Annotated in this window: 17 protein-coding genes; 11 read left to right on the top strand and 6 right to left on the bottom strand. The window is 68.8% G+C overall.

The window, feature by feature from the left end; genetic code table 11:
- Nucleotides 1–142: 142 nt before the first annotated feature.
- Entirely contained in the window at nt 143–1,300 is a 1,158-nt protein-coding gene (locus tag ACOJUJ_RS14165; RefSeq protein ID WP_420127542.1) for a saccharopine dehydrogenase family protein, read from the bottom strand.
- Between the two features lie 560 nt (nt 1,301–1,860).
- On the opposite strand from ACOJUJ_RS14165, the gene ACOJUJ_RS14170 reads away from it, so the two are divergent.
- The 11 genes from ACOJUJ_RS14170 to ACOJUJ_RS14220 all read left to right on the top strand — a co-directional run bounded on the left by ACOJUJ_RS14170 (nt 1,861) and on the right by ACOJUJ_RS14220 (nt 14,452).
- The gene (locus ACOJUJ_RS14170; RefSeq protein WP_420127543.1) at nt 1,861–3,795 is read left to right on the top strand and encodes a RecQ family ATP-dependent DNA helicase; all 1,935 of its coding nucleotides are present in this window, start codon (nt 1,861–1,863) and stop codon (nt 3,793–3,795) included.
- A gap of 43 nt (nt 3,796–3,838) precedes the next feature.
- Nucleotides 3,839–4,105 (top strand): hypothetical protein, encoded by a 267-nt coding sequence (locus ACOJUJ_RS14175; RefSeq protein ID WP_420127544.1) that lies wholly within the window; start codon nt 3,839–3,841, stop codon nt 4,103–4,105.
- A gap of 181 nt (nt 4,106–4,286) precedes the next feature.
- Nucleotides 4,287–4,712, top strand: coding sequence for a hypothetical protein (locus tag ACOJUJ_RS14180; RefSeq protein ID WP_420127545.1), 426 nt, complete (start codon nt 4,287–4,289; stop codon nt 4,710–4,712).
- Nucleotides 4,713–4,908: 196 nt separating this feature from the next.
- Nucleotides 4,909–5,415: a hypothetical protein gene (locus ACOJUJ_RS14185; protein ID WP_420127546.1), complete on the top strand. Its 507-nt coding sequence runs from the start codon at nt 4,909–4,911 to the stop codon at nt 5,413–5,415.
- A 164-nt stretch (nt 5,416–5,579) separates the two neighbouring features.
- Entirely contained in the window at nt 5,580–6,155 is a 576-nt protein-coding gene (locus ACOJUJ_RS14190) for a thioredoxin family protein (RefSeq protein ID WP_420127547.1), read from the top strand.
- Nucleotides 6,156–6,348: 193 nt separating this feature from the next.
- Nucleotides 6,349–7,278 carry a signal peptidase I gene (gene lepB, locus ACOJUJ_RS14195; protein WP_420127548.1) on the top strand — a complete coding sequence of 310 codons (930 nt, stop codon included), beginning with the start codon at nt 6,349–6,351 and terminating at the stop codon, nt 7,276–7,278.
- 4 nt (nt 7,279–7,282) lie between these two features.
- Nucleotides 7,283–8,683 (top strand): cytochrome P450, encoded by a 1,401-nt coding sequence (locus tag ACOJUJ_RS14200; RefSeq protein WP_420127549.1) that lies wholly within the window; start codon nt 7,283–7,285, stop codon nt 8,681–8,683.
- A 445-nt stretch (nt 8,684–9,128) separates the two neighbouring features.
- Nucleotides 9,129–10,406: a pyridoxal phosphate-dependent aminotransferase gene (locus ACOJUJ_RS14205; protein WP_420127550.1), complete on the top strand. Its 1,278-nt coding sequence runs from the start codon at nt 9,129–9,131 to the stop codon at nt 10,404–10,406.
- 176 nt (nt 10,407–10,582) lie between these two features.
- A complete protein-coding gene (locus ACOJUJ_RS14210) occupies nt 10,583–11,308 on the top strand; it encodes an endonuclease III domain-containing protein (protein WP_420127551.1) in 726 nt (241 codons plus the stop codon).
- Between the two features lie 674 nt (nt 11,309–11,982).
- A complete protein-coding gene (locus tag ACOJUJ_RS14215; protein ID WP_420127599.1) occupies nt 11,983–13,239 on the top strand; it encodes a putative DNA modification/repair radical SAM protein in 1,257 nt (418 codons plus the stop codon).
- Between the two features lie 412 nt (nt 13,240–13,651).
- Complete coding sequence (locus ACOJUJ_RS14220; protein ID WP_420127552.1) at nt 13,652–14,452, top strand: TIGR03915 family putative DNA repair protein; 801 nt, start codon at nt 13,652–13,654, stop codon at nt 14,450–14,452.
- Nucleotides 14,453–14,634: 182 nt separating this feature from the next.
- Here the strand turns inward: ACOJUJ_RS14220 and ACOJUJ_RS14225 are convergent, their stop codons facing one another.
- The 5 genes from ACOJUJ_RS14225 to ACOJUJ_RS14245 form a co-directional block, all read right to left on the bottom strand.
- Complete coding sequence (locus ACOJUJ_RS14225) at nt 14,635–14,940, bottom strand: hypothetical protein (protein ID WP_420127553.1); 306 nt, start codon at nt 14,938–14,940, stop codon at nt 14,635–14,637.
- Between the two features lie 274 nt (nt 14,941–15,214).
- Nucleotides 15,215–15,523 carry a hypothetical protein gene (locus tag ACOJUJ_RS14230; protein ID WP_420127554.1) on the bottom strand — a complete coding sequence of 103 codons (309 nt, stop codon included), beginning with the start codon at nt 15,521–15,523 and terminating at the stop codon, nt 15,215–15,217.
- A 280-nt stretch (nt 15,524–15,803) separates the two neighbouring features.
- Nucleotides 15,804–16,679 carry a sulfurtransferase gene (locus ACOJUJ_RS14235; RefSeq protein ID WP_420127555.1) on the bottom strand — a complete coding sequence of 292 codons (876 nt, stop codon included), beginning with the start codon at nt 16,677–16,679 and terminating at the stop codon, nt 15,804–15,806.
- A 365-nt stretch (nt 16,680–17,044) separates the two neighbouring features.
- Nucleotides 17,045–17,311: a CDGSH iron-sulfur domain-containing protein gene (locus ACOJUJ_RS14240; protein WP_420127556.1), complete on the bottom strand. Its 267-nt coding sequence runs from the start codon at nt 17,309–17,311 to the stop codon at nt 17,045–17,047.
- 48 nt (nt 17,312–17,359) lie between these two features.
- The gene (locus tag ACOJUJ_RS14245) at nt 17,360–18,013 is read right to left on the bottom strand and encodes a sulfite exporter TauE/SafE family protein (protein WP_420127557.1); all 654 of its coding nucleotides are present in this window, start codon (nt 18,011–18,013) and stop codon (nt 17,360–17,362) included.
- Nucleotides 18,014–18,427: the final 414 nt, after the last annotated feature.

An 18,427-nucleotide genomic window follows, 5' to 3' on the forward strand; every position in this document is an offset into this window, starting at 1 on the left:
GGGCCACCCCGTCGGGCGCCAGTTCGATCCCGTTCGACGCGCTCCAATCCCGGACTCCACAAGTGCCGCAAACGAAAAAGGGCCCGGCATCGCGCCGGGCCCTCCGTACTTCGTACTCTCGTACTCCGTACTTTCGTACCCCTTACCGTCCCAGCACCACGCGGCTCTCCTGAATCACCACGCCGCGCTCCGCCAGGGCGGCGATGTACTCGCGGCCGGGCATGGCCTCGTCGGGCGTCCACACGCCGGGCTTTACCTTGCCGGCGGCCTGCATGGCGCCGGTGATGGCCAGCGAAAAGCCGGTCGTCCGCATCATCGCCGTAATGCCGGTGTCGGCGTCGTAGCGGTCCAGCAGGTCAAAGCGGTAGAGCACGTGCTCGCCCTTGTCGATGCCCTCGGCCTCCACCCGCAGCGCCACCTGGTCCGGGCTCTCCGTGTAGTCCTTCTTGAGCTTGGGACCCACGATGGAGATGAAGACGTCGCGGGGGACTACCTTGACGCCCTTCACCTCGATCGGCTCCATCCCCATCAGGCCGATGTCGCGCATCACGGCCATCAGCTCGGCGTGGCCGGGAAAGCGCAGCGTCTTGTACTCCATCGTGGAGATCTTGCCCTCGTACCGCTGCGCCATGGTCGACAGGCCGCCGGCGGTGTGGAACGCCTCCAGCGTGCCGATGCCGGGAAAGTCCAGGTGCTCGATCTCCGACAGCGCCTTGACCTGCGTCTGCTTTCCGTCGCGCAGCACCCACGACAGCGTGGTGTAGTAGTCCAGCGCGCCTTCCAGGCTGTACACCACCTGGTAGTTGAGCGGCGGCTCCGGCTTTTGGGGCAGGCCGCCCACCTTGATGCGCACCGAGTGCACCTGGTCCAGCTGCGCGATGCCGTGCTCCGCCAGGATGTTCACCATCCCCGGCGCCAGCCCGCAGTCCGGAACCACGCTCACACCCTTTTCCACCGCGCGCGACTGCAGGGCCTTTTGCTCCTGCACGATCTGCGTGTTGCCGCCCAGATCGCAGAAGTGCGAGCCCGCGTCCACCGCCGCCACGGTCATCCCGTGGTTGAAGTAGTACGGGAACGCGCTCATGGTGGCGCTGATGCCCTCCATCAGCTGCCGCACGCCCGCGCGGTCGTTGGCATCCACCCGCACGGCCGTCAGGCGGTTGCCCAGGTACGGCTGCAGAAAGGCGGGAAGGTGGTCGACGTTCAGGTCGGCCAGGACCACGTCGTGGTCTGTATAGGCAAGCAGGTCGTAGGCGCAGGCAGAGCCCTGCAGCCCCGCCCCCAGCACCAGCATCCGCATGGCAGAAAGGCTCGTTACGCGGTGGACGAAATGCACACCCCGCGCCGGGCGCGGGGGTTGGGAAGGGCGCGGAAGATAGCGCCCGCGCGCCGCGATGGCAAAGCACGGGATGGAAAGCGATTCGCTTCCCCGGTTACGCCAGGCACTCGCCCCCGGCCCTTTTCCCGCAAACGGCGCGGCGGAGGGAGGTGCGATGCACCTTGTCGTAGCGGCATCGAAGTTCTCCCCTCTCCGTGAGGAACGAACGGGGAGGGGCCGGGGGAGGGGCACCCGCCGACGCGGTTCGATACCGTTCGAAGCGCGCAATCCCCTCTCCCCCCGGCATCGCCCCTGACCGGTACCGGAAGACACACACCTGAAACACACGTTCATCCTCCGAATCCGCCATATCGCTCCCCTTGAGCCGACCAGCGGGCCCACTTCCCGCCAGGGGTTGACCCCGCCTGAACCGTCGGTTCCCTTCGTCCGTCCAGAAGCGCGCAGGTGGGGTTCGCGCCCGCGATCATCATCCCTTACAATCGGGGTCCATCATGCCTTCTTCGCCCACGCAAAGCCGTGACGTGACCGACGCATTCGCCACCCGCCCCGAACCGCAGGCCGTGCTGCTGGAGCGCTTTGGCCTGCGCGAGTTTCGCGACGGGCAGCGGGAGGTGATCGAGTGCCTGCTGGGCGGTGGCAGCGCGCTGGCGGTGTTTCCCACGGGCGGCGGCAAGTCGCTGTGCTACCAGCTTCCCGCGTTGCTGCTGGACGGCGTGACGGTGGTCGTTTCGCCGCTCATCGCGCTGATGAAGGACCAGATCGACTACCTGCGCAGCCGCGGAATCCAGGCGGCGCGGCTGGACAGCTCGCTCACGCGCGAGGAATCCGTCGAGGTGGAGCGCGGGCTGCGCGCGGGGACGCTCAAGCTGCTGTACGTGGCGCCGGAGCGCTTCAACAACGAGCGCTTTCTGGACCAGCTGGGCCGCGCCCGCATCTCTCTCTTCGCCGTGGACGAGGCGCACTGCATCTCGCAATGGGGCCACAACTTTCGCCCCGACTACCTGAAGCTGGCCGAAACCGCGCGCGCCGTGGGTGTGGAGCGCGTTCTGGCGCTGACGGCCACCGCCACGCCGGCGGTCGTCCACGACATCTGCGAGAGCTTCGCGATCCCGCGCGAGTGCGCCATCGTGACCGGCTTCCATCGACCCAACCTTTTTCTCTCCACCCTGCCGACGGAGCGCGTCCGCCGCGAGCGGGTGCTGCTGCAGCGCATCCGCGAGCGCGACGACGGGCCGGGAATCGTCTACGTGACGCTGCAGAAGACGGCGGAGTGGGTGGCCAAGGCGCTGGCTGAGGCGGGGGTGCCTGCGCGCGCCTACCACGCGGGGATGGACACCGAGCAGCGGACGGCCGTGCAGGAGTGGTGGAAGGAGAGCGACCGGGCGATGGTGGTGGCGACCATCGCGTTCGGAATGGGGATCGACAAGGCGGACGTGCGCTACGTCTACCACTTCAACCTTCCCAAGGGGCTGGAAAGCTACAGCCAGGAGATCGGCCGCGCCGGCCGCGACGGGCTGCCCTCCATCGTCGAGCTGCTGGGGAGCCTGGAAGACCTGTCGACGCTGGAGAACTTTGCCTACGGCGACACGCCCGACCGCGAGGCCATTCGCGGGCTGGTGCAGGAGGTGGCGGACAGCGGCCCGACGTTCGACGTGGCGCCGCAAAGCCTGGGCAACCGCCACGACATCCGCCAGCTGGTGCTGCGGACCGCGCTCACCTACCTGGAGCTGACGGGCGTCCTGCGCCAGAGCACGCCTTTCTACGCGGGCTACAAGCTCCGCGCGGTCGTGCCGGTCAAGGAGATCGTAGGCCGCTTTCAGGGGGAGCGGGCGCGGTTCATCGAAGGCATCTTCCGCCGCGCCAAATTCGGGCGGACGTGGTACACGCTGGAGCTGGACGGGCTGGAGCCGGAGGAGCGCAGCCGCACGGTGCGCGCGGTGGAGTACCTGGGCGAGCAGGGGCTGGCGGAGGTGCAGGCCAGCGACCTGCGGCTGCGCTTTCAGAAGCTGGTCATGCATCCCGACGTGGACGCGGTGACGGAAGAGCTGGTGGCGCGCTTTCACCGCAGCGAAGAGGCGGAGATCGCGCGCATGGCGACGATGGCGGAGCTGGTGACGCTGGACGGCTGCCAGACCAACTACCTGCTGGCCTACTTTGGCGAGCCGCACGACGTGCCGTGCGGCCACTGCACCTGGTGCCAGACGGAGCGCGCCACGGCCTTTCCCCCGCCGCCGCCGCCGCAGCCCATCGAGGCGCGGGTGGATGCCGGCGCGTTCGCCGCGCTGGTCCGTGCGTATCCCGAGGCGCTGGCCTCGCCGCGGCGCCGGGCGCGCTTTCTGTGCGGCCTTACCAGCCCCGCGCTGGTGGCGGCCAAGCTGAGCCGCCACGTGATGTTCGGCGCGCTGGAGGACCACCGCTTTGGCGACGTGCTGGCCTGGTGCGAGGGGCAGGGGTGAGGCGGTGGGCTCCGTCCTGGAATGGCCGCCGGTGGTCTGGGCCATGCGGGTGGCGCTGCTGGTGCTGCTGGCCGGCTGCTCGTACGTCTACCTGCTGCTGATCGCGCCGTTCTTCCGCCCGGCGCACGTCCTGCGTATGCTTAAAGCGGACATTCCGCGCGTGCGCAGCCTTGGCGCCGAGATCGCAGGCAACCGCGGCCACGTGGAGTTCGTGCAGGCCGAAGCACGGGTCACGTCAGCGCGCGTGGAGGAGAATAACGCCGCAGTTCCGGCTGATGAACGTGAGGAGGGAACGTCCCATGAGCGATGATCAGGCGCGCATCCATGCTGAAAGGGCCTACTACCGCCACCTGTACGATCAGGCCGAGCGGGCCCTGCACCAGCGGGGTGCGGTACCAGCGGTTCCCCAACCGTCCGAGCTGGACTTTGTCGACGGGCATCTGATCTGGGGAGGAAGACCTGTCTGGCCATCCGGCGGTGAAGGCGTTTGGATGGAATCGCCCGTGGGTGTGACGGACACGGATCGCGTCCGCGCCATGAGCAAATGTGCGGATTCCCTCGCCCGCGTATCCCGGCAGCTGATGACCACGAGCGGCCAGGCATCGCCCGAGAGAATCGCGCGGTTCGACGCGGTGCAGGCATACTATCAAAGTCTTCTGGAGCAGGTGGAGCGCGCAAGGCAGGGAAAGGCCGTAATCCCGGAGGTGCCTCCGCGTTCCGAACTGGACTTCATCGACGGCTGGCTGGTGTGGAAGGGGCGGCCGGTGTGGTGGTCCGGGTACCGGCCGGACGGCGCGTCCGCACCGGTAAGCAGCACGGCGGCCCCCGCAGCGGGTGATGCCGCGCATCCGTCGACGCGCGAGCGCCCCCGGCTGAGGCGTCTCCTCACGCTCCCCTGGCGGCGCGCGGCGGCTTGAGACGGACCGGGGGCCGCTCGCCTGAGTTGCCCCGAATCCGCATCCGCGACAAGCAACCGCGCACCGCGCAGCCCTCATCCTGCCTTCCTCCAGATCCGAGATGCGCTTTCCCTCCCACTCTGCTCGCCTGATTCGCCACGCGTTTCTGCTGACGGTGTGCGCGCTCACCGCCTCCCCCTCGTTCGCTCAGGACGCGGTGAGCGCGACCAGCGGGAGCCCGGCGGCGATTGCCCGCATCCGCGCGCAGTTCGCGCAGATCGAGCGTGAGGGCCCCGGCTACCGCCAGACGACGCACGACGTCTACGACTTCTCGCTCGAAGGTGGCGTGCTGACCGGCTTCTATCACGGGGGCGAGCTTCGGAAGCTGCACGCGCGGCTGTTCGGCGAGACGTGGCAGGGAACGGAGGAGTACTACTTCGCGGGCGGCCGCCTGATCTTCGTCCACGTCGTGCACGGGCTGTATGACGAACTGCTGAGCGGGCGCGTGCAGCGGACGATCGAGCACCGATTCTACTTCGACGGCGGGCGGCTCATCCGGCGCATCCGCGCCGTCAGCCCCGCCGCCGCCGGTGCCGAAGATCTGTCGGCGTACGAGCCGGACATCTCAGTGCTGCTCCGGACGGCGCAGCTGTTTGCCGCGTGCGCCGCGGCCGCTGGGACGGATCCGCCCGAATGCACGGCGCCCGAGTCGATTTTACAGTGATGTAGTGCGGGGGGATCGGTACCTGTTCATGCATTCGTGCGAATGACGACCCCGTCGCGCCGCGGGCTTTCCGCGTTTCCGCCGGGACTCGCGCATCCCGCCCCGTGCGCGCAGATTAGGGCGGCTCATGGAACCACGATCAACGGAACAGGAGATGGAGAGAGATGCCGGTCCAATCGACGATGCTGGAACTGGGCACCCGGGCGCCGCACTTCGCCCTGCCGGATACGGATGGACGCACTGTCGCGTCGGATGATTTTGCGGACGCGCCGGCGCTGCTGGTGATGTTCCTTTCCAACCACTGCCCGTTCGTAAAGCACCTGACGCGTGCCCTGGCGGACCTTGCCCGCGACTACGCGCCGCGCGGCGTGGCCATCGTCGGCATCATGTCCAACGACGTGGTGCGCCACCCCGCCGACGCGCCGGAGCGCATGGCCGAGGCGCGCGCGGCGTGGGGGTGGACGTTCCCGTACCTCTACGACGAGACGCAGGAGGTGGCACGGGCGTACCGCGCCGCCTGCACGCCCGACATCTATCTCTTTGACGGCGAGCGGCGGCTGGTGTACCGCGGCCAGGTTGACGACAGCCGCCCCAACAACGGCATGGCGCCCACCGGCGCGCACCTGCGCGCGGCGCTGGACGCGGTGCTCGACGGCCGGCCGGTGCCGGCCGAGCAGCGCCCCGGCATTGGCTGCAACATCAAGTGGAAGCCCGGCGCGGAGCCGGAGTGGTTCCGCTGACGGTAGGCGCAACGGGATTCTCCCGCGCGCGTCGCGGAAACTTTCGCCCCGGACCGGCGTACCCAACCGGGCCCGCGCCGTCGTGCAGAACGGCGGCGCGGGAGATCTTCCCCGATTCACCCGCACGGCCTGACCCGGCGGCTCGCTCCGCGCGCCGCCCTCGCGGGCCGTCTTTCAGCTAGATCGCGCCATCGTGTCCAACTCCCGCAGCCGCAACGCGCCCAACGGCCGGCCGCTCCCCGCCGGCAACGACGCGGCGTCCGGCGATTCCGTCCCCGCCACACCGGCCGCCGCGTCCGCGGAGCAGGAGCGGCGCGCGGAGCTCAAGGGCATCCTTCGCGGCAAGGATCGGTCGAAAAAGGCGAAGAAGGACGCGAAGCCGGCGTCGAACGACAACGGCGGGCCGCTGGAGGGGCTCAAGTCCATCCTGGTGGCCGTGCTGCTGTTCTTCGTCATCCGCACCTTTATCGTCACGGCGTACTCCATCCCCTCCGAGAGCATGGAGGAAACGCTGCTGGTGGGCGACTACCTGATGGCGAACAACGCGCTGTTCGGCGCCACCATCCCTTTCACCGACATCAAGCTCCCCGCCCTGCGCGACCCCAGGCGCGGCGAGATCGTGGTCTTTCGGCCCACGTACAACGAGCCGCAGATCGACGTGGTCAAGCGGGTGATCGGGGTGCCGGGCGACACGCTGCAGATGGCCAACGGGCAGCTGTTCCGCAACGGCGACCGGGTGAACGAGCGGTACGCGCACCACGACCAGGCGTACGACGACGCCATCCCGCTGGAGGGCTTCGGACTGATGGACCCCACGATCCGGCCCGAGGCGTACGGCGCCAAGAACCACCTGCCGCTGCTGCTGAGCACGGTGGACCCGCGCGGGTACCAGCCCACGCGCAACAGCTGGGGCCCGCTGGTGGTGCCCGCCGGCCACTACTGGCTGATGGGCGACAACCGCGACCAGTCGCTGGACTCGCGCTTCATGGGGCCCATCCCCCGCCGCACCATCCGCGGCAAGCCGCTGTTCATCTACTACTCGTTCGACAAGCAGCTGGGCGCGCCCTTCCCGGCGTTCGTCACGGCCGCGCGGTGGAAGCGCATCGGCACCCCCATTCACTGAGCCGATGAGCCTGGCGCCGCCGGAGCCTCGCTCGGCCGCCCCGTCCGCGGGCGGCCCCGACCCCGCCACCCTTCCCGATCCACCCGGCCCGCACGGCCGCGGAAGCCTGCTCCGCGCCGTCCGCTTCGGGCGCAACCCGCTCACGTCCATCCACCGGCTCAAGGCGCGCTGGGGCGATGTGGTGATGACGCAGCTGGGCCGGCGCCGTCTCTACGTCCTCAGCCATCCGGAGATGGCGCGGGACGTTCTGGTCACCAGCAACCGCAACTTCATCAAGAGCTTTGCGCTGCAGCGCGCCCGCGTGCTGCTGGGCGAGGGGCTGCTCACCAGCGAGGGAGACTTTCATCTGCGCCAGCGCCGCCTTTCGCAGCCCGCCTTTCACCGCGAACGCGTCGCCGCGATGGCGGGGACGATGGTGCGCTACGCGGAGGACGCGGCGGACCGCTGGAGCGCGGGGATGCAGGTGGATGCCACGCGCGAGATGAACCGCGTCACGCTGGCCATCGCGGGGATGACGCTGCTGGGGGTAGACGTGGAGGGCGAGGCGGACGAGATCGGCCGGGCGCTTACGGACGCGCTGGGCTTGTTCGACCGGCTGCACAACCCGCTGGCGCCGCTGCTGGACCGCCTTCCCGTCCCTGGCACGCTGCGGATGCGCCGCGCCCGCGAGCGGCTGGACGCCACCATCTACCGCGCTATCGCCGAGCGCCGCGCGTCAGCCGAGGACCGCGATGACCTGCTGGGAATGCTGCTGGCCGCGCGCGACGACGAGGGCGACGGCGGGGGGATGACGGACCTGCAGCTGCGCGACGAGCTGCTGACGCTCTTTCTTGCCGGGCACGAGACCACGGCCAACGCGCTCGCCTGGACCTGGCACCTGCTCGCCAGGCATCCGCAAGTCGAAGCGAAGCTGCACGAGGAGCTGCGCACCGTGCTGGCCGGCCGCGCTCCCACGGCGGCGGACTACGGCGCGCTGCCGTTTACCCGCGCCGTGCTGGCGGAGTCGATGCGGCTGCATCCGCCCGCGTGGACGGTCGGGCGCCAGCCGCTGCGGGACTTTGCCGCGGGCGGATACCGCATCCGCGCCGGGAGCATCGTGCTGCTTAGCCCGTGGATCATCCACCACGACGCGCGCTGGTGGGGCGACGACGTGGACGTGTTCCGCCCGGAGCGGTGGATGCGGCCGGACTTCGAGGCCAGCCTGCCGCGCTTCGCCTATTTTCCGTTCGGTGGCGGACCGCGCAAGTGCATCGGCGAGGGGTTCGCGTGGATGGAGGGGGTGCTGGTGCTGGCGACGCTCGCCCGCCGCTGGCGCCTGCGCCACCTCCCCGGCGCCGACGTGAATGCCAAAGTGGGCATCACCCTGCGCGCCGTGGGCCTGCGGATGCGGGTGGAGGCGGTGTAGGGGCGGGGACGCCACAGGTTGAGAACGGTGAGTTGTGGATGGAGTAGCGGGATGGTGAGCCGCCCCCCATCCCCGGCCCTTCCCCCACAAACTGCGTGGGGGAAGTCGATCCCGCTGCGACAGGCTTCATCCGAAAACTCCTTTCATTGCGCGCCAAAGATTCGGTGCGCGTCACCTCTCCCCCGAAGTTGGGGGAGAGGCCGGGAGAGGGGGCCGCCCGCGGACGCAGTGCGATGCCTGCCGGAGCGGTGCCGGCGACTCTCCTCGCGCAGCGGTTGCCGTTCCGCAGTTGAAGCCCCGCGCTGTTTGCGGGGCTTTCCGCTTTCGTTGCCGCGAGTCCACTCGCTCCCGCGCCGCGCTCCGTCCCCCACCCTCGCGCGCGCGGAACTCCCACGGTAAGTTGCCCGCTTTCCACGGCCCTTTTGGCGCGACGAACGGAGCGGAGATGAGCGACAGGCGTGTTTCTACCATGGCGGGCGGCCTTGTGGGGTCGGAGATCCTCAAGATCGCCGCCGACATCCGCACGCTGGTGGGCGGCGGCGCCGAGGTTTGCAACCTCACGGTGGGCGACTTCTCTCCCAAGCAGTTCCGCATCCCGGCCGCGCTGGAGAGCGAGATCATCCAGGCGCTGCAGCAGGGCGAAACCAACTATCCGCCCTCCGAAGGCGTGCCGGACCTGCGCCGCGCCGTGGGCGAGTTCTACCAGCGCTGGCTGGGGCTGACGTACGGCGTGGAATCCATTCTGGTCACCGGCGGGTCGCGGCCGGGGATCTACTCCGTCTACACGTCCATCGTCGATCCGGGCGATACCGTGCTGTACCCCGTGCCGTCGTGGAACAACAACCACTACGTGCACATGGCGGGCGCGCGCGGCATCCCCATTGTCTGCCGCGAGGAGGACGCGTTTCTCCCCACGCGCGCCACGCTGGAGCCGCACATCCGCGGCGCGCGCCTGCTGGCCCTGAACTCGCCACTCAACCCCTCCGGCACCTGCTTTACCGCCGAGGCGCTGAGCGAGATCTGCGACCTGGTGCTGGAGGAAAACGCGCGCCGCGGCCCGGACGAGCGGCCGCTGTACGTGATGTACGACCAGGTGTACTGGATGCTGACGTTCGACGGCACGCAGCACGTGAACCCGGTTTCGCTGCGGCCGGAGATGCGGGAGTACACCATTTTTGTGGACGGCATCAGCAAGGCGTTCGCGGCCACGGGCGTGCGGGTGGGATGGACGGTCGGGCCGGCGGACGTGACCGCGCGGATGGCGAGCGTGCTGGGCCACGTGGGCGCCTGGGCGCCGCGCGCGGAGCAGATCGCCACGGCGCGGGTGCTGGAGGACACGGCCGCCATCGAGGCGTATCACGCGGAGATGAAGGCCGGCGTGCAGAGCCGGCTGCAGGCGCTGTACGAAGGCGTGCAGGCGCTGGCCGAGGCGGGCTACGCGGTGGAGGCCATTCCGCCGATGGGCGCCATCTACCTGAGCGTGCGCTTTCCGCTGCACGGCTGGACCACGCCCAACGGCGCCGTGCTGGCCACCAACGCCGACATCCGCCTGTACCTGCTGGACGCCGCCGGGCTGGCGGTGGTCCCGTTCCAGGCCTTTGGGTTCACGGATGACACGGGCTGGTTCCGTACCTCGGTAGGCGCCGTGTCGCTGGACGAGATCCGCGCCATGTTCGCGCGCCTGACCCCGGCCCTGGCCGCGCTGAGCCGCCCGAACTCGTAGATTTTCCGCCGGCGGCCAAAGAAGAAGAGGCCTCACGCAGGGTTGGCGGAGTCAGCAGAGCAAAAACTCTGTTGACTCAGCTAACTCTGTGTGAGGCCTTGTCTTTTGCCGTTGCCGAGGCGGCGAAATGGCGAGGAAGTAAACGAAGGGCCCAGGGTTTGCCATCCGCCGTTCGCATGGACAAACCCGATGCATTGCGCGAGTTCGCGCTCCTGGTCCACGATCGGCTGTGCGCGGCGTACGGGTGCCCCATCCCGTACTTCCACGACCTGGACCCGCTCAGCGAACTGGTGTCGTCCATGCTGTCGCACCGCACCACCAACCGCAGCTCCGGACAGGCGTTCCGCGAGTTGCGGCGGCGTTTGCCCACCTGGGAGGAAGTCCGCGACGCGCCGACCGAGCAGGTGCAGGACGCCATCGCCCCCTGCACTTGGCCGGAGCAGAAGGCGCCACGCATTCAGCAGGTGCTGCGCGACGTAACGACGCGGCGGGGCGAGCTGTCGCTGGACTTTCTGGCGGAAATGCCGGTGCCGCAGGCGCGCGCGTGGCTGGAATCACTCACCGGCGTGGGGCCCAAGACCAGCGCGGCGGTGCTGCTCTTCAGCCGGCTGCGGATGCCGGCGCTGCCGGTGGACAGCCACCACCACCGCGTGGCCGCACGGCTGGGGCTGCTGCCGGACGGCGTGCCCGTGGGCCCCGCGCACCGCCTGCTGGAGGCGCTGCTGCCGCCGGACTGGTCCGCGCAGCAGGTGTACGACCACCACGAGGCGCTGATGCTGCACGGGCAAAAGTGCTGCTTCTTCCGCAATCCCGGCTGCGCGCGGTGCCCCGTCCTGGACCTGTGCCCCACCGGACAGGCGCGCCTGCATCCCCCCGCCGCGCCGCCCGACCTGTTCGGCTGAGGCGGGTGAGACGATCACACACGGGCCGAACGACCAGGAATGGGCGGGTAAACCTGCGGCCCCGCGGCTACGAGGCCAAGGAAGAAGGGTGAACCCGCGGCTACGAGGCCAAAGATGGGCGGGTAAACCCCCGGCCCCGCGGATACGAGACCAAGAAAAGGCGGGTAAACCCGCGGCTCGAAGGGCCATAAGCCCCGTCCGGCTCGCAAAGCTCGCCGAACGGGGCTTCACCTGCTCGTGAGGTGTACGCCTGTCGCCAACCTCAAAATTGTCATTTCCAAGGAGCGCCGCACCTACCTGTCGGTTCTCTACGAATCCGGCGCGCGACTGAGAAATCTAGCGTCGGTGTGCTCGTGGATTGCCCGGCGCGACGAACCCGCGGCTGCAGTCCACGCAGGTGGACTTTGCGATTTTCCAGCGGCGAATTCATTCGCTCCTGGAGGCGAGGCGCGCCCAAAATCTCGACCTGGATCCCATAGGCTCTGTCCGGCGATATCGAACGTGGTTCGTCGGATTCGTACGATCCGGATCTGCGACGCGCGGCACGGCGGCCGAGCCTCCACAATTGACCTCATCTCCTTTTCATCACTGCACTTGCGCGACTTGCGCCAACGCTATGCAAACGTTAAATTTCGGCTCCTGTTCGGTGGATGGAATCCAGGGGCTGGACCACGATGGAGATCGCGCAGAAGCTCGCCATTCTGGCGGACGCGGCCAAGTACGACGCCTCGTGCGCCAGCAGCGGCGCAAAGGGGCGCAAGGCGGGGCCGGGGGGCATCGGCAGCACGGAGGGCACGGGCATTTGCCACAGCTACACGCCGGACGGGCGGTGCGTGTCGCTGCTGAAGATCCTGCTCACCAACTACTGCATCTACGACTGCCAGTACTGCATCAACCGCCGCAGCAGCGACGTTCGCCGCGCGCGGTTCAAGGTGCAGGAAGTGGTGGATCTCACGCTGGACTTCTACCGCCGCAACTACATCGAGGGGCTGTTCCTGAGCTCCGGGATCATCCAGACCCCGGACTACACCATGGAAGCCCTGACCGCCGTGGCGCGGACGCTGCGCGTGGAGCACGGCTTCGCGGGATACATCCACCTCAAGGCCATCCCGGACGCCTCGCCGGAGCTGCTGGACGAGGCGGGGCGCTGGGCCGACCGGCTCAGCCTGAACGTGGAGCTTCCCACGCAGGAAAACCTGGACCGGCTGGCGCCCGAAAAGCAGCTGGTGCAGATCACCGGCGCCATGGACCGCATGCGCGACCGCATCGCCGAGGCAAAGCAGGATGCCGAGCCCCGGCGCCGCCTCCCCGTGTTTGCGCCCGCCGGCCAGAGCACGCAGATGATCGTGGGCGCCACGGAGGCGACCGACGCCACCATCCTTTCCACCGCCTCGGAGCTGTACAACGGGCCGCGGCTGCGGCGCGTGTACTACAGCGGCTTTTCGCCAATTCCCGACGCCTCGCCCGGCCTGCCGCCGATCGCCGCGCCGCTGGTGCGCGAACACCGGCTGTACCAGGCCGACTGGCTGATGCGCTTCTACGGCTTTGGCGCCGAAGAGCTTACGACGGCCGAGGCGCCGAATCTCGATCTCTCCATCGATCCCAAGGTGTCGTGGGCGCTGCGCAACCGCGAGCGCTTTCCCGTGGACGTGAACACCGCGCCGCGCGAGGACCTGCTGCGCATCCCCGGCCTGGGCGCGCGCAACGTAAAGCGCATTCTGGCCGCGCGCCGCTGGACCCACATCCGCACCGACGACCTGCGCCGCCTGGGCGTCCCGCTGCGCCGCGCGCTCCCCTTTCTGGTCGCCGCGGATCATCGTCCCACGCTGCTGGGGCTGGATGCCGTGGACTTGCGCGACCGCATCGCCCCCAAGCGCGCGCAGATCGACCTGTTCGAGACGGCGACCGCCGCCGCGCACGGGGAGCTGTAGGGAAGTGCGAGAGTGAAGGGTGTTGATGTGGGACCGAGGATCTCACCACCACGCGCTGATGGTTGATGGGACGTTTATACCAGATCCGACAAAACTGTCATTCTGAGGGAGGCGCCGCGCAGCGCTCTCCGTTCGCGCAGGAGCATGGCGCCGACCGAAGAATCTCCATGCTGAAACGCGCGGTTCTTTCCGTCACGACGGGGTTCCCGGGCGTTGCCCGGAAAGGGGTTCCGCGCGAGGGGAGGGAGATTCTTCGGTCGCGCCACTGGCTTCGTGGCGTTCCCGAGAGGCCGGCGAGGGCGCTCCCTCAGAATGACAGGTGTTTTCCCGGATTCCGTAGTCTACGCTCTCCCGCTTGCGGGAGAGGGTGCGAGCCTGAGCGAGCGGGTGAGGGCCCCGCGGGTGAGGGTTCATGAGGGCCATCACCATCGAACCCTCGTTCGCCGCCTGGCGGCAGGCCGCGCGCGGGCTGCTGCTTGAGGGCGTGGAGCCGCGCGACGTGGAGTGGCGCGAGGCAGAGGACGACCAGGCGTCGCTGGGATTGTCGATGGACGCGGCGCCGGCGGGCGGCACGCAGCCGTCGCCGGGGCTGCGCGTGTCGCGCCGCTTCGTAGAGCTGGCGGAAGCCGCGGCGTGCCACGGCGACGCGGAGCGCTGGGGGCTGCTGTACCGCCTGCTCTGGCGGCAGACGCACGGCGAGCCGCGGCTGATGGAGGTGGCTTCGGATCCCGACGTGCACCGGCTGCTGCGGATGGAAAAGGCGGTGCGGCGCGAGATTCACAAGCTGCACGCGTTCGTCCGCTTTCGCACCGTGGAGCACGAGGGCGGCACGCACTACGTGGCCTGGTTTGAGCCGGAGCACCACGTGGTGGAGCGGGGCACGCCCTTCTTTGTGGACCGCTTTCCGTCCATGCGCTGGAGCGTGCTTACGCCCCGCCGGTGCGCGCACTGGGACGGCGAGCGGCTGTCGTTTACCCCCGGCGTGCCGCGCTCGCAGGCGCCGGACGAGGACCGGCTGGAGGCGCTGTGGCGGACGTACTACGCCAGCACCTTCAACCCCGCGCGCCTGCGCCCCGCTGCCATGCGCGCCGAGATGCCCAAGCGCTACTGGAAGAACCTGCCCGAGGCGCGCCTGATCGGCCCCCTGACCAACGAAGCGCCGGCCCGCGTCAAGCAGATGCTCGAACGGCAGGCCGGCGCTCCCGAAGACTGATACCAGATCCGGAAAAACACCTCACCTCAAGTCGCGCTACGGGAAACAGAGGCCAGGGTACAGAGGAACAGACAACAGCCAGAGGAACAGAGGACGGAAGGATCGCCTCTGTTCCTCTGGCTGTTCTTGGTCCCTCTGTACCTTCCGAGGTTGTTTTTCCGGATTCCGTACAATCTCGCGGTTCAGCCGCGGCAGGTGGCGTTGTCGAAGCGGATGGCCACCCCCGACAAGGGGCCGAACCCTCCCGGCGTGAGCACCGGATCCAGGATCACCGCGTTCGCGCGCATGTTGAACGCCGCTCTGCGAATCTGGGGCTCGCGGACGCCCGCCACCCGCCCCAGCTCCTGATAGGGACACCGGGGCAGGGAGTTGCTGTAGAGCCAGATGGAATCGGTGTTCCGCGGCTCCAGCGAGCGGGTGCTCTCCTGGCGTGAGGCACAGGCCGCCAGCGTCACGGCGGCGGCGAGAAAGGCGATGGGGATTCGCATGGCGTCCAGTCGGTTGGATGAAAGCGTTACGATCACGTTTCCCACCTGCACGTGGACGGCCACACCGCCGGATAGTATCAACCGGATGCGGCGCAAGCAGTTCGGCTTCGGTGCCTGCTGATCCGTGAATCCACACTGCCCCTGATTGTGGACATCTCCGGCGCCTCGTGGCGACGCCGCGCGTCCGCATCGTTCCACGTCCACCTTCATGCCTCACGAACACGAAGCGCGACGGCCACCAGCCCGTCGCGCTTCGCATCATCCTCCTGACGTTCTAGCGGCGGCAGTCGACGCTGAGGAACTGGATGGCGGTGCCGATGATGGGGACGCCGTCCCGGGGTGCGCCTTCCACCGCTTCCATTAGCACGGCGTTCGCGTGCAGCCTGTACGCCGCCAGCTGAACGTCCTGGATGCCGCGGCCCTGCACGTGTCCCACGTCACGGAACGGGCAGGTCGGCAGCTGGTTCTGGTAGATCCGGATTGAGCTGGCGCTCCGCGGCTCCAGCCGGGCAGCGGGTCCCTGACGGGTACCACAGCCCGCCAGCGTCATGGCGGCGGCGAGAAAGAGGATGGAGATTCGCATGTGGCGTCCACTCGTTGGATGAAACGTGTCGGGTCACGTCTATCGGCCATGCACATGAACGGCCAGCGAGCCGGTCCTCTCCAACCACATCCGGCATAAGCGCTTCCGTGCCAGGCCCGGCGTACCCGCACGTCCGCATCGCCCACAATCGGGGACGCTGCCGTGACGAGACGATGACATAGCGCGCCAGCCTCGCGGCCCGGCGCGCTTCGCCATCCATCAAACGTACTCTCGTACCCCGTACTCTCGTACCCGTACTCTCGCACCCCGTACTCTCGTACTACCTCTCGATCGGCAGCCGCACCGCGTTGCCCCACTCCGTCCACGAGCCGTCGTAGTTGCGCACGTTGGGGTAGCCCAGCAGGTACGAGAGCGCGAACCAGGTGTGCGACGACCGCTCGCCGATGCGGCAGTACGCCACCGTCTCCTCCCCAGGGTTCAGCCCGGCGCCCTGCTCGTACAGCTCGCGCAGCTCGTCGGCGCTCTTGAACTCGCCGGTGTCGGGGTTCACGGCGCGCGCCCAGGGCACGTTGGCCGCTCCCGGGATGTGGCCGCCGCGCATGGCGCCTTCCTGCGGGTAGTCGGGCATGTGCAGCTTTTCGCCGCGATACTCCTCGGGCGAGCGCACGTCGATCATCTTCCCCTTCTTCTTTACGTGCTCGATCACGTCCTCGCGAAAGGCGCGGATCTTCTCGTCGTCGCGCGTGGGCACCGGGTACTCCGTGGCGGGATACGACGGAAAGTCGGTGCTCATGGGGCGCCCTTCGTCATCCCACTTCTTGCGGCCGCCGTCCATCACCCGCACGCGCTCGTGGCCAAAGAGGCGGAACACCCACAGCGCGTACGTCGCCCACCAGTTGTTCTTGTCGCCGTAGAACACGACGACCGTTTCCGGCGAGATCCCCTTTTCGCCCATCAGCCGCGCAAACGCCTCGGCGTCCAGGTAGTCGCGCATCATGGGGTCCTGCAGGTCCGTGTGCCAGTCGATCTTTACGGCGCCGGGAACGTGGCCCACGTCGTACAGCAGCACGTCCTCGTCGCTCTCCACGATGCGCACCGCGGGATCGTCCAGGTGGTCGGCCACCCACTGCGTGCTCACCAGCGCCTCGGGGTGGGCGTACCCGCGCTGCTCGATCGGCAGGCTCTCAGTCGACATCCGTGATCTCCCGTGAGATTTTTTTGATGCAAAGGCGCCGAACGGCGGCGCCGCTGCCGCGTAAAAACAACGCCCGGACGCTGGATGCAGCGGGCCGGGCGGGGGAAGCCGTTAGAGCCGGGCGCTCAGGCCCGGCCGTGTGCGCTAGCCGCGCGTCACGCGTCCCGCCGCGCCCCCCGCGGGGAGCCGGCAGAAACTACAGCGTTTGCGGACGTGGGCGGCGGCGCGCATGGGCCTGATGCTACGCGCGCGGACGGCGCTTGTCAAGAATGATTATTGATAAGCATCCACCCGGATGAAGCAACGGAGTCCACGGAGACCTTGCTCCGCTGACTCCGTCGACTCCATGCGAGGCGTCCGTCCGATCAGGCCGCGCCGCCCGCATCCGCTTCACGAACCGCGCGCTCGGCAGCCGCAAATCCCATCCGGCTGTGCGTGCCGTCGCAGAACGGCTTGCGGGTGGATGCGCCGCAGCGGCACAGGTTGTACTTCTTTCCCGCCTCGAGCGGATACTCGTTGCCGTCCGCGTCAATCAGCCGAAACGGGCCCTCTACCAGGAACGGCCCGTTGTTCTTGGCTAGGATGGTGACGGGGGGCGTGGCGGCCGGGGTCTGCTCGGTTCCGTCGGACATGGTTCTCTCTGAGCGCGGGAAGTCAGGGTTTACGGTCGATGGGATTCGTCAGGCGGCCCCGGCGGCGTTCACCATCCACAGAACGCCGATGGCGGCGCTGCCCACGGCGGTGAGCGCGCGCAGGGTGCCGGCCAGCGCGGGCGCGCGGTGCGCCGCGCGGTCAAACACCAGTCCGGCGGCCAGCGCGTACAGCGCCATCGCGAGGGTCGTGCCCACCCCGAACAGCAGCAGGTACCCCGCGGCCCGCAGCGGCGACCCGCTGAACGAGGCGGAGAGCGCGGCCACCAGCGGCGCCGTTCCCGACAGGCCGTGCGCCATTCCCACCCACAGCGAGCCGCGTCCGCCGTGAGGGTGCGGGTGCGAATGCGCGTCGGCGCCGGCGGCCAGGCGGTGGGCGCGATCGTGCAGCACGCTCCACAGCAGCCACAGGCCCAGCCCCAGCAGCATGGCGCCCACGCCAAACTCCAGCCCACGCGCCACGCCGTCCGGCAGCCGCACCCGCAGCGCGATCAGCACGCAGCCGACGACGACGATCGCGCCCGCGTGTCCCGCGCCCCAGCGCAGCCCGAAGCCGGCCGCCTGCAAGGGCCGCGGGCGGCGCGAGACAAAGGTGGTGACGGCGGCCATGTGGTCCGGCTCCAGCGCGTGCGCAAAGCCCGCCACCAGCGCCGCGGCCGGCGCAAGAACGTCCAGCGAATCCATCGTTCCGCTTGCCCGATCGCCCAAAAGGAAGAAGCCCGCGGATGCGCGGGAAGAGGTGCAGTCTACCCGTGCACGGGCCCTTCCGTCAATCGCGCCGGGCGATCAGCGGACGTTGAACGTCGGGTTGAAGCGAAAGCGCACGTCGAACGCTTCTCCGTCCAGTATGGCGGGGCGCAGGCGCATGGCGATCGCCTCCAGATTCTGGTCGATGAACGCGTCGCCGTGGCCTGGTCCACCTCCACATACGCCACGCGCCCCTCGCCGTCGGGAGCGGGCGTGATCCGGTAAAATGCCGCGCCGCCTGCAGGAGCGAATAAAAATTCGCCGCTACAACGTCGCAACGTCCGCCTGCGCGGACTCGGCGGCTGGGCCGTTTGCGGCGTTCCCGGTACTTGTGTGTCCGCAACCGCGAAA

Source organism: Longimicrobium sp. (assembly GCF_048594345.1).
Lineage (GTDB): Bacteria > Gemmatimonadota > Gemmatimonadetes > Longimicrobiales > Longimicrobiaceae > Longimicrobium.

Bases quoted from the DNA above. Each gene is read 5' to 3' on its own strand.
- ACOJUJ_RS14200 (WP_420127549.1), top strand. From the start codon at position 7,283: ATGAGCCTGGCGCCGCCGGAGCCTCGCTCGGCCGCCCCGTCCGCGGGC.
- ACOJUJ_RS14210 (WP_420127551.1), top strand. From the start codon at position 10,583: ATGGACAAACCCGATGCATTGCGCGAGTTCGCGCTCCTGGTCCACGAT.
- ACOJUJ_RS14165 (WP_420127542.1), bottom strand. From the start codon at position 1,300: ATGCGGATGCTGGTGCTGGGGGCGGGGCTGCAGGGCTCTGCCTGCGCC.
- ACOJUJ_RS14180 (WP_420127545.1), top strand. From the start codon at position 4,287: ATGGAATCGCCCGTGGGTGTGACGGACACGGATCGCGTCCGCGCCATG.
- ACOJUJ_RS14215 (WP_420127599.1), top strand. From the start codon at position 11,983: ATGGAGATCGCGCAGAAGCTCGCCATTCTGGCGGACGCGGCCAAGTAC.
- ACOJUJ_RS14225 (WP_420127553.1), bottom strand. From the start codon at position 14,940: ATGCGAATCCCCATCGCCTTTCTCGCCGCCGCCGTGACGCTGGCGGCC.
- ACOJUJ_RS14205 (WP_420127550.1), top strand. From the start codon at position 9,129: ATGAGCGACAGGCGTGTTTCTACCATGGCGGGCGGCCTTGTGGGGTCG.
- ACOJUJ_RS14175 (WP_420127544.1), top strand. From the start codon at position 3,839: ATGCGGGTGGCGCTGCTGGTGCTGCTGGCCGGCTGCTCGTACGTCTAC.
- ACOJUJ_RS14235 (WP_420127555.1), bottom strand. From the start codon at position 16,679: ATGTCGACTGAGAGCCTGCCGATCGAGCAGCGCGGGTACGCCCACCCC.
- ACOJUJ_RS14240 (WP_420127556.1), bottom strand. From the start codon at position 17,311: ATGTCCGACGGAACCGAGCAGACCCCGGCCGCCACGCCCCCCGTCACC.
- ACOJUJ_RS14245 (WP_420127557.1), bottom strand. From the start codon at position 18,013: ATGGATTCGCTGGACGTTCTTGCGCCGGCCGCGGCGCTGGTGGCGGGC.
- ACOJUJ_RS14190 (WP_420127547.1), top strand. From the start codon at position 5,580: ATGCCGGTCCAATCGACGATGCTGGAACTGGGCACCCGGGCGCCGCAC.
- ACOJUJ_RS14220 (WP_420127552.1), top strand. From the start codon at position 13,652: ATGAGGGCCATCACCATCGAACCCTCGTTCGCCGCCTGGCGGCAGGCC.
- ACOJUJ_RS14230 (WP_420127554.1), bottom strand. From the start codon at position 15,523: ATGCGAATCTCCATCCTCTTTCTCGCCGCCGCCATGACGCTGGCGGGC.